The organism is Pseudomonas trivialis, assembly GCF_001439805.1.
In the GTDB taxonomy this organism is placed as follows: domain Bacteria; phylum Pseudomonadota; class Gammaproteobacteria; order Pseudomonadales; family Pseudomonadaceae; genus Aquipseudomonas; species Aquipseudomonas trivialis.
Genome location: NZ_JYLK01000016.1, coordinates 145546 through 155391 on the forward strand (window position 1 = coordinate 145546; position 9846 = coordinate 155391).

The following is a 9846-nucleotide window of genomic DNA, read 5'->3' on the forward strand; positions in this document are numbered from 1 at the left end:
CCGGTCTCAGCGGCCGTGGCTGTCGGTGTAGGCCAGCAGGGCCAGGAAGCGGGCACGCTTGATAGCGGTGGCCAGCTGACGCTGATAACGTGCTTTGGTACCGGTGATACGGCTTGGAACGATTTTGCCGGTCTCGGATACGTAAGCTTTCAGAGTGTTGAGATCTTTGTAATCGATCTCTTTCACGTCTTCAGCGGTGAAGCGGCAGAATTTACGACGACGGAAGAAACGTGCCATTTGATAGGCTCCTTAATAAGGTCCGTGGATTACTCGTCAGCGTTATCGCTGTTGTCACTGTCATCAGCGCTATCATCAGCGCCTTCTTCAGGACGGTCGCGACGCTCACGGCGCTCACTGCGGTTTTCTTCAGCCTTGAGCATCTCGGATTGGCCGGTAACGGCTTCTTCGCGACGGATGACCAGGTTACGGATCACTGCATCGTTGTAGCGGAAGTTGTCTTCCAGCTCGGCCAGGGCCTTGCCAGTGCATTCAACGTTCAGCATCACGTAGTGAGCCTTGTGAACATTGTTGATTGCATAGGCCAGTTGACGACGGCCCCAATCTTCCAGACGGTGGATTTTGCCGCCGTCTTCTTCGATCAGCTTGGTGTAACGCTCAACCATGCCGCCGACTTGCTCGCTTTGATCCGGGTGGACCAAAAAGATGATTTCGTAATGACGCATGAATGCTCCTTACGGGTTGTAGCCTGCCGCTCAAAAACGGTCAGACAAGGAGTGAATGACACTTATGGATCTTGCCGCAGGGGAGGCACATGCGTGCCTGCCGGGTGGGCAAGGGGCGCAATTGTAGAGAAGGGGAGGAACAGGCGCAAGGTAATTGGTGATTATTTGAACAATGTTCCAAACGCCGCAAAACAACTGTGGGAGGGGGCTTGCCCCCTCCCACAGCTTGCATCCATGCAAGGCCAAAAAATTACTTTTTGGTCTTGGCCTTGGCACCACGCTGACGCCGGGCTTCGAACAGGCAAACACCCGTCGCAACCGACACGTTGAGACTGCTGACGCTGCCCGCCATCGGCAAGTGCACCAGGTAATCACAATGCTCACGGGTCAGGCGACGCATGCCCTTGCCTTCAGCGCCCATGATCAAAATGGTTGGGCCGGTGAGGTCCTGATCGTAAATGCTGACCTCGGCCTCCCCCGCCGTGCCCACGACCCAGAGGCCGCGCTGCTGGAGTTTTTCCAGGGTGCGTGCCAGGTTGGTCACGGCCACCAGCGGAATCACTTCCGCCGCACCGCAGGCAACCTTGCGCACCACCGGCGTCAGGGTGGCCGACTTGTCCTTGGGCACGATCACCGCCAGAGCGCCGGCGGCATCCGCCGAGCGCAGGCAGGCGCCGAGGTTGTGCGGGTCGGTCACGCCATCCAGCACCAACAGCAGCGGCGGGCCTTCAGTACGGTCCAGCAGTTCGTCGAGCATGGCCTCGCCCCACACCTGGCTCGGGCTGACGTCTGCAACCACGCCCTGATGCACACCTTCGACCCACACATCCATTTCACGGCGCTCGGCCTGGCCGATGGCGACTTTATTCTGGGTCGCCAGCTCGACCAGCGCCTGCACGCGCGGCTCGCTGCGACCCTCAGCCAGCCATACCTGCTTGACGCGCTTGGGATGGTGACGCAGCAGTGCTTCCACGGCGTGGACGCCGTAGATTTTTTCCAGACTCATGACTTGGCCTTAGGTTTGCGCGACCCACCGCTTTTGGCAGGGGCCGAACCCGTCCTGGACGGGCCTTTACGGTGTTTACTGGTCTTGCTCGACGTTTTTTCCGCCGCTTGGGACTTTCCCCCAGACGCCGCTTTACCGCCGCTTTTGGCTTCGCTGAGCAACTGCTGCTTCAACTCGCGGCTCTTGCGCAACTCGGCGTTTTTCGCCGCGGCATCGCTCGGGCGGTAGGCTTCCGGGGCCTTGTCCTTGGCAGAGGAACGACGGCCCGACTTGGCAGGCGCAGTCTCTGTCGCTGCTGTTGTGGCAGCCGCTTTGCCTTTCGAGGTCGGCGCCGTGGTGTCGCTGCCGCGTTTTTTACGGCCGGCCGGCTCGGTCGGCTTGTCAGGCATGCCGAAGTCGATCTTGCGCTCGTCGAGGTCGACGCGCATGACCTGCACTTCCACCGTGTCGCCCAGGCGGAAACTGCGACCGCTGCGCTCGCCCGCCAGGCGGTGATGCACGGGATCGAAGTGGTAATAATCGCCCGGCAAGGCGGTGACGTGCACCAGGCCCTCGACGTAAATGTCGGTCAGCTCGACAAACAGGCCAAAGCCGGTCACGGCGGTGATCACACCCGGGAACGACTCGCCCACGCGGTCCTTCATGAACTCGCACTTGAGCCAATTCACCACATCGCGTGTGGCTTCATCGGCGCGGCGCTCGCTCATGGAGCACTGCTCGCCGAGCTGTTCCAGGGCGGCTTCGTCGTACGGATAAATCCGCGCTTTCGGAATGCTCATGGCACCGGCGCGCTTGACGTGCGGGGTGTCCTGTTTGGAATGGATCACGCTGCGGATCGCCCGGTGCGTGAGCAGGTCCGGGTAACGGCGAATCGGCGAGGTGAAGTGGGTGTACGCTTCGTAGTTGAGGCCGAAGTGACCCTGGTTATCGGCGCTGTACACCGCCTGGCTCAGGGAGCGCAACATCACGGTCTGGATCACGTGGTAATCCGGACGGTCCTTGATGCTGGCCAACAGTGCCTGGTAGTCCTTCGGCGTCGGGCCGTCCTTGCCTTTGTGCAGGGACAGGCCAAGCTCACCGAGGAACGCGCGCAGTTTCTCCAGGCGCTCCGGCGGCGGGCCATCATGCACGCGGTACAGCGCAGGGATCTCGTGTTTTTTCAGGAATTCAGCGGTGGCCACGTTGGCCGCCAGCATGCATTCCTCGATGAGCTTGTGCGCATCGTTGCGGGTGGTCGGGGTGATTGCGGCGATCTTGCGCTCGGAACCGAAGACAATTCGGGTTTCCTGGGTTTCAAAATCGATCGCGCCACGCACATGACGAGCGCCCAGCAATACCTTGTACAGCGCATACAGCTGCTTGAGGTGCGGGACCACGCCGGCATATTCGCCACGCAAGGCTTTGGCTTCGCTGGTTTTCGGTGTTTCCAGGATGGTGCTGACCTTGTTGTAGGTCAGACGCGCCTGGGAGTGAATCACCGCTTCATAGAACTGGTAGTCAGTCATTTCGCCGGTTTTCGAGATGGTCATCTCGCACACCATGGCCAAACGGTCGACTTTCGGATTCAGCGAGCACAGGCCGTTGGACAGTTGCTCGGGCAGCATCGGAATCACGCGCTCAGGGAAATACACGGAGTTGCCGCGCACCTGGGCTTCGTTATCCAGCGCAGAACCGATTTTCACGTAGCTGGACACGTCGGCAATCGCGACATACAGCTTCCAGCCGCCGGAGAACAGGCGCAGTTTGCCGGGTTTGGCTTCGCAGTAGACCGCATCGTCGAAGTCGCGGGCGTCTTCGCCATCGATGGTGACGAACGGCAGATGGCGCAGGTCGATGCGCTTCTCTTTGTCCTTGTCTTCCACTTCGGGCTTGAGCTTGCGCGCTTCCTTGATGACCGCTTCGGGCCATACGTGAGGAATATCGTAGGTGCGCAGCGCAACGTCGATCTCCATGCCCGGCGCCATGTAGTTGCCGACCACTTCAACGATATCGCCCTGAGGCTGGAAGCGCGCCGTTGGCCAGTGGGTGATTTTCACCTCGACAAACTGGCCGACCTTGGCGGCGCCATTGCGGCCCGGGGTGATCAGCACTTCCTGCTGGACCTTGGGGTTATCCGGGACAACAAAGCCGATGCCGCCTTCTTCGAAGTAACGGCCGACGATGGACTCGTGGGCACGGGACACCACTTCGACAATCACACCTTCGCGGCGACCGCGACGGTCCAGCCCGGAAACACGCGCCAGGGCACGGTCGCCATCGAACACCAGGCGCATTTGCGCCGGGCTCATGAACAGGTCATCACTGCCGTCGTCCGGGATCAGGAAGCCGAAGCCGTCACGGTGACCGGCAATGCGGCCCAGGATCAGGTCGAGTTTGTCCACGGGCGCGTAGGTGCCACGGCGGGTGTAGATCAACTGAGCGTCGCGCTCCATGGCACGCAGACGGCGGCGCAGGGCTTCGAGCTGGTCTTCGGTGGTCAGACCGAACTCTTCAACCAGTTGCTCGCGGCTAGCAGGCGAACCCCGATCGGCGAGGTGCGCCAGGATCAGTTCGCGGCTAGGAATAGGGTTTTCATATTTTTCCGCTTCACGAGCGGCCTCGGGATCGAGGGACTGCCAATCGGCCATTAGAGAGTTTTCACCTTGTCTATATAGGGGTTAGTTTGGCATACGCGTATTGAAACGGGAAATTTCAGGCGTCAACAAGCCCTTAAAAGGCCTTTTGGGCCATCGGTTGCATACCTTGCACGACCATTGGCGAAGTTTTCCAGAGTTTTTTGATGGCGGGGGTTTACAGCTTAAAATCGGCTCCGTATAGTGCGCGCCATCGACGACGGCAACGTGGTTGATGCTGCCCAGGTGGTGAAATTGGTAGACACGCCAGCTTCAGGTGCTGGTGATCGCAAGGTCGTGGAAGTTCGAGTCTTCTCCTGGGCACCAAAATTCAGATAAAACCCGCGAAAGCGGGTTTTTTCGTTTCAGGTCTTTGATTTTTAACGAAAAAATTGATTTATATTTTTCCAGCCAGGGGTTTACAGATTAAAAAGCCCGCCGTATAGTTCGCCCCATCAACAGCGGCAACGTTGCTTGATAATGCCCAGGTGGTGAAATTGGTAGACACGCCAGCTTCAGGTGCTGGTGATCGCAAGGTCGTGGAAGTTCGAGTCTTCTCCTGGGCACCATATTCAGATCAAACCCGCGAAAGCGGGTTTTTTCGTTTCCGGGGTTTGAAAACTTCCCGGCGATTCACCCCTCGCCCTTACTTGAGAAGCTTTATCGTTTATCCTTGCAAAGATTTGTTGCATTCAAGCGAGGAAACCGTCGGATGACTATCCGCTCTACCCATCTCAAGACATCCCTTCTGCGTGGCCTGACTCTCACTCTACTCAGTCTGACCCTGCTCTCCCCCTCAGCTCAAAGCGCCGACAAGGTCTCCCTGACCCTCTACAACGGCCAACACAAAGAAGTCGGTGATGAACTCGCCAAAGCCTTCGAAGCCAACACCGGCATTCACGTCAATGTGCGCAAAGGCAGCAGCAACCAGTTGGCCAGCCAGGTCGTCGAAGAAGGTGAGCGCTCACCGGCCGACGTGATTTATACCGAAGAATCTCCCCCGCTCAACAAACTGGGCGAGCAAGGCCTGCTGGCCAAAATAGACGCCAGCACCCTCGACGTGCTGCCCAGGGACTATGTGGGCCGCGACGGCAACTGGATGGGCGTGACCGCGCGCACCCGCGTCGTAGCCTTCAACCCGAAACTGATTGCGGAAGAAGACCTGCCCAAATCGGTGCTGGATTTCGCCGGCCCCGAGTGGCAGGGCAAAGTCGGCTTCGTGCCCACCAGCGGCGCGTTCCAGGAACAGGCCGTGGCGATCATCAAGCTGCACGGGCGCGAGGCGGCTGAAGAATGGCTGACCGGCCTGCGCGCCTTTGGCAAGGTGTACAGCAACAATATGGTTGCGCTCAAAGCGGTGGAAAATGGCGAAGTCGCCACCGTGCTGGTGAACAACTACTACTGGTTTGCCTTGAAGAAAGAAAAAACCAACCTGGACTCGCAGCTGCATTACTTCACCGATGGCGATGCGGGCGGCCTGATCACGGTATCCTCGGCCGCCGCACTCAAATCCAGCAAACACCCGAAAGAAGCCCAGCAGTTGCTGGCGTTCATGGCCAGCGAAGACGGCCAGCGTGTGATCACCAACACCTCAGCCGAATACCCGTTGCGCAAGGGTATGCAATCGAGTCGTGGCCTCAAGCCGTTCAGTGAGCTGCAACCGCCGAAAGTCACGCCTGCCGACCTTGGCAACGCAGAAGAAGCCCTGGAGCTGGAACGCGAGGTTGGCTTGAACTGATGAGCCCATCGCTATCGGTGTCGAGGCCTATGCCACGGCGCAAACGCCCGTCGATCTGGCTGCTGCTGCCCGTGCTGTTGCTGGTTGGCCTGAGCCTGCTGCCGCTGGTCTACGTCGGGCTCAAGGCCTGGCAGGCGGGCTGGGCGCAGGCGCTGCACCTGCTGTGGCGGCCTTACGTGTTCGGCCTGCTGCGCAATACTTTGGCGCTGATGGTCGGCGTTACCGTCGCGTGCGGCGTGATCGGCCTGTCCCTGGCCTGGCTGCTCGAACGCAGCAACCTGCCGGGACGGCGTATCTGGGGCGTGATCCTGTGCCTGCCGTTTGCGGTGCCGGCGTTTGTCAGCAGCTTTACCTGGGTATCGCTGAGCGCCAGTTTCGAAGGGCTCGGCGGGGCGATCCTGGTGATGACGCTGTCGAAATACCCGCTGGTGTTCCTGCCGGTGGCGGCAACCCTGCGCAACCTGGATCCGTCTCTTGAAGAGTCCGCGCGCACGCTGGGACACAATCGCTGGGGCGTGTTCGTGCGCGTCACCCTGCCCTTGCTGTGGCCGTCCCTGCTGGCCGGTGCATTGCTGATCGCGCTGCACATGCTGGTGGAGTTCGGCGCCCTGTCGATCATCGGCCTGCAGACCTTCACCACGGCGATCTATCAGCAATTCGAACTGGAATTCAGCAACGCCAATGCCGCGATGCTGTCGGCAGTGTTGCTGGTGATGTGCCTGACCCTGCTGTGGCTGGAACTGCGGGTGCGTGGCAAGGGCCGACATGTGCGCATCGGCCAGGGCGCGGCGCGGCATGCAGGGCAGGTGAAGCTGGGTAAGTGGGCACCGCTGGGCCAGCTGTATTGCCTGGCGCTGGCGGTGATCGGCAGCGGCATTCCGCTCGGCATGCTCGGGTATTGGCTGGCGGTGGGTTCGTCGGCGGCGTTTCCGCTGGCCGAGATTGGCGAGGCGCTGCTGTCGTCCCTGGCGCTCTCGCTGGGCGGCGCGGCGCTGTGCCTGGTGCTGGCGGTGCCGGTGGGGCTGCTGGTGGTGCGCTACAAGGGCCGCCTGGCGATCTGGGCCGAGCGTCTGCCCTATCTGCTGCACGCCCTGCCAGGATTGGTCATTGCCCTGACGCTGGTGTATTTCGCCCTGCATTACGTGCCCGTGCTGTATCAAACCTCGGCGCTGTTGCTGATCGCTTATGCGCTGCTGTTTTTACCGCTGGCCCAGGCGCCGATTCGTACGGCCCTGAACAAGGCTGCACCGCAGCTGGAAGAGGCGGCGCGCACCCTGGGCGCGTCGTCGTTCAGTGCGTTTTGCCGGGTGACCCTGCCGATTATCTTCCCGGCACTGGGTGCGGCATTTGCGCTGGTGTTTCTGGATGCGATGAAGGAATTGACGGCGACGTTGCTGCTCAGTCCAACCGGGTTGAATACCCTGGCGACGGCGGTGTGGGCGCATACCTCGAATATAGAATTTGCTGCGGCGGCGCCTTATGCGGCGTTGTTGATTCTGGTGTCGGGGTTGCCGGTGTATTTGCTGACGACTCGGATGTATCTGAGCCGCTGAAATCGCTATCGGGAGCAAGCCCCCTCTCACATTTGAAGGTATTCACACGTCAAAATGTGGGAGGGGACTTGCTCCCGACAGGGCCAGCATTAGGCCCGAAACTGTCCCAGACTGGCCTTGAGCTGCGCCGCCAACCCATCCAGCACCTTGCCACTGGCCGTGGTCTCCACCACCGCCTGCGCCGCGCGCTCGGCCTGGGCATGGATCACCTCCACCCGCCCACGCACCGCATGCGCCCCCTGGGCCTGATGCTCGGCCGCGCGCGTCGCCAGGCCAATGGCCGCGTGCACCTGCTCCACCGAGGCCTGCACCGTCTGCTGCAAGCGCACGCTGTCACGCAACACCAGCAAGCCTTCGCTGGCCTGGCGCCCAGCCTTGCCGATGGTTTCCACCGCCTCGCGCGCGCCCTGCTGCAACGCGACGATATGCGCCTGGATGTCACCGGTTGAGCTTTGGGTCTTGCTGGCCAGCGCCCGCACCTCGTCCGCCACTACCGCAAAGCCGCGCCCGGTCTCACCGGCACGCGCCGCTTCGATGGCCGCGTTGAGCGCCAGCAGGTTAGTCTGTTCGGCGATGCCATGAATCACGGTCAGCACCACTTCGATCTGCTCGCTTTGCTGCGCCAGCCGCTCGATGACCTGGGAACCGGCCTGCACCTGCCCCGCCAGTGCCTCGATCAAACTGCCGACTTCAGCCGAGGTGCGCGCGTTTTCATCGGTGGCCTGACGAATATCCACCACCTGCTGCAACGCCGCCTGCATCGCCTGACTTTCAGCCTGGGCCTCATCGGCCATTTGCGACAGCTCACGCAGGCTCTCGGCCACCTCATCGCGCTGCAAGCCGGCCGCGGCATCGGCGCCGGCATTGCGCAGGGTCATGGCGCCGATTTCCACCCCGGTACGCTGGGCCACATCGCCCGCCTCGCGCACGATCGGCTGCAACTTATCCACAAATCGGTTGACCGCCGAGGCCATGGCGCCAATTTCGTCCTTGCTGTTGATTTGCACGCGCCGGGTCAGGTCGCCGTCGCCCGCAGCCAGGTCATCCATGGCAGCAATCAACAGTTTCAGGCGATTGACCACGCGTCGCCCCAGCACGATGGCAATCAGCAGCAGCACCGCAAAGCCCACGATGGCGAGCCCCATGCCGATGCGCCAGCGCAGCGTGCCGGCGGCATCCTGCACGGCATCGGCGGTGTTGGCGGTCATCTGGTTGGCGGTGGCCTGGGCCGATTGCAGGCGCGCGCCCATGGCGGACGCGCTGTCGGCCGCTGCGCCCTTGAGGCTGTCGCCCACCAGTCGATCGCCGCTGGCGATCAACGCAGCGAAGCGTTTGTCGAGGGCTTGCAGATTCGCCTCCACCGAGGCGGTCGAAACGCCCATGCGCACTTTGCCGATCTCCACCCCATTGGGGCTGATAGAGGCTTCGACGTAGTACACGGCAGGATCGGACCTGGCCGCATCCAGCACTTTGTCGAGGGCGCGCTCACCGGCGCCCTTGGCCAGAAGCGCCTGGTTGATCGGGTTGTCACGGTTGAGGTAGCGGGTCAGATGCTCGCCAGTGGCGTCGTCGTAGACCACGAACAACACGTTGGGATTGCGCTGGGCACGCCGGGCGAACTCCGACAATGCCGGTACGTCGCTGTCCCACATGGCGCGCGGTGCCACCGAGGCCAGCAACTGCGCCATGTCATTGGCGGAGTCCTGCAGGTCTTTTTCCAGGGTCGCACGCAGTTGCTTCTGCTCTTCCTGCAGGCGTGTTGAAAGCCCTGCGGTCAGACGCTGGCGCGTGCTGGTGGACAAGCTGTCCAGACTCGACGTGACCTCCTTGCCGGCCTGGGCCAGTTCACCCGACAGCTTCTGGCTGTCGACGCCCAGACGCGCGGCCAAATCCGCCTCCAACGCCGTGACCGTGCTCCGCGTCAGCGCGACGGCGACCAGCACTTGCACCAGAAGGGCGATACCCAGCGTAACGAACACCGGACGCAACAGACGACTTTGTAACACTGAGAGAACGGCAGACATCAGGAATCCCTCGACCACGGGTGCCATTAATTTGATAGCACCGCGAAAGAGAGAATAACAGCAAGTGTCGTGCCGTCTGGCAGACGCCCATGAAAAAGGTTCTTCACGGATTACCGGGAAAGACGCTCTTGATCTTCATGAAAAAGAACTCGCTATCCCGGTAACCGTACGCCATCCGCTTGATGACCTTTATTCGATTGTTTATGCCTTCCAACTGCCCCGTGTGCATC

The 9846-nt window shown here is 61.2% G+C and carries 8 protein-coding genes, 2 tRNA genes and 1 pseudogene; 4 read left to right on the top strand and 7 right to left on the bottom strand.

Annotation, left to right across the window (positions count from 1 at the left end; translation table 11 throughout):
• Positions 1–6 precede the first annotated feature (6 nt).
• The 4 genes from rpsR to rnr form a co-directional block, all read right to left on the bottom strand.
• On the bottom strand, positions 7–237 hold the full coding sequence (rpsR, locus tag TU79_RS20770) for a 30S ribosomal protein S18 (RefSeq protein ID WP_002551829.1): 231 nt from the start codon (positions 235–237) through the stop codon (positions 7–9).
• Between the two features lie 29 nt (positions 238–266).
• The gene (gene rpsF / locus TU79_RS20775) at positions 267–683 is read right to left on the bottom strand and encodes a 30S ribosomal protein S6 (protein ID WP_005784250.1); all 417 of its coding nucleotides are present in this window, start codon (positions 681–683) and stop codon (positions 267–269) included.
• A gap of 250 nt (positions 684–933) precedes the next feature.
• Positions 934–1689, bottom strand: a complete 756-nt coding sequence (rlmB, locus tag TU79_RS20780; RefSeq protein WP_057009751.1) for a 23S rRNA (guanosine(2251)-2'-O)-methyltransferase RlmB — start codon at positions 1687–1689, stop codon at positions 934–936.
• On the bottom strand, positions 1686–4316 hold the full coding sequence (gene rnr, locus TU79_RS20785; RefSeq protein WP_057009752.1) for a ribonuclease R: 2631 nt from the start codon (positions 4314–4316) through the stop codon (positions 1686–1688). Before rnr ends, rlmB begins: the two co-directional genes overlap by 4 nt.
• Positions 4317–4541: 225 nt before the next feature.
• Here rnr and TU79_RS20790 point away from each other — a divergent pair.
• The 4 genes from TU79_RS20790 (at position 4542) to TU79_RS20805 (ending at position 7592) form a co-directional block, all read left to right on the top strand.
• A tRNA-Leu gene (locus TU79_RS20790) sits at positions 4542–4628 on the top strand.
• A gap of 155 nt (positions 4629–4783) precedes the next feature.
• Positions 4784–4870 (top strand) — tRNA-Leu (locus tag TU79_RS20795).
• A 143-nt stretch (positions 4871–5013) separates the two neighbouring features.
• The gene (locus TU79_RS20800; RefSeq protein ID WP_057009753.1) at positions 5014–6039 is read left to right on the top strand and encodes an extracellular solute-binding protein; all 1026 of its coding nucleotides are present in this window, start codon (positions 5014–5016) and stop codon (positions 6037–6039) included.
• On the top strand, positions 6039–7592 hold the full coding sequence (locus TU79_RS20805) for an ABC transporter permease (protein WP_057009754.1): 1554 nt from the start codon (positions 6039–6041) through the stop codon (positions 7590–7592). Before TU79_RS20800 ends, TU79_RS20805 begins: the two co-directional genes overlap by 1 nt.
• An 89-nt stretch (positions 7593–7681) precedes the next feature.
• Here the strand turns inward: TU79_RS20805 and TU79_RS27030 are convergent, their stop codons facing one another.
• The 3 genes and pseudogenes from TU79_RS27030 to TU79_RS25550 all read right to left on the bottom strand — a co-directional run.
• On the bottom strand, positions 7682–8566 hold the full coding sequence (locus TU79_RS27030; protein ID WP_428839042.1) for a methyl-accepting chemotaxis protein: 885 nt from the start codon (positions 8564–8566) through the stop codon (positions 7682–7684).
• Positions 8567–8587: 21 nt separating this feature from the next.
• Positions 8588–9643 (bottom strand): annotated as a pseudogene (locus tag TU79_RS27035) (methyl-accepting chemotaxis protein); the annotation flags it as partial.
• A 76-nt stretch (positions 9644–9719) separates the two neighbouring features.
• A partial coding sequence (locus tag TU79_RS25550) for a transposase (RefSeq protein WP_211263081.1) occupies positions 9720–9846 on the bottom strand: 127 nt, incomplete at its 5' end.

Coding starts and splice junctions, on each gene's coding strand:
- rpsR (WP_002551829.1), bottom strand. CDS start 237: ATGGCACGTTTCTTCCGTCGTCGTAAATTCTGCCGCTTCACCGCTGAA.
- rpsF (WP_005784250.1), bottom strand. CDS start 683: ATGCGTCATTACGAAATCATCTTTTTGGTCCACCCGGATCAAAGCGAG.
- rlmB (WP_057009751.1), bottom strand. CDS start 1,689: ATGAGTCTGGAAAAAATCTACGGCGTCCACGCCGTGGAAGCACTGCTG.
- rnr (WP_057009752.1), bottom strand. CDS start 4,316: ATGGCCGATTGGCAGTCCCTCGATCCCGAGGCCGCTCGTGAAGCGGAA.
- TU79_RS20800 (WP_057009753.1), top strand. CDS start 5,014: ATGACTATCCGCTCTACCCATCTCAAGACATCCCTTCTGCGTGGCCTG.
- TU79_RS20805 (WP_057009754.1), top strand. CDS start 6,039: ATGAGCCCATCGCTATCGGTGTCGAGGCCTATGCCACGGCGCAAACGC.
- TU79_RS27030 (WP_428839042.1), bottom strand. CDS start 8,566: ATGGCCTCGGCGGTCAACCGATTTGTGGATAAGTTGCAGCCGATCGTG.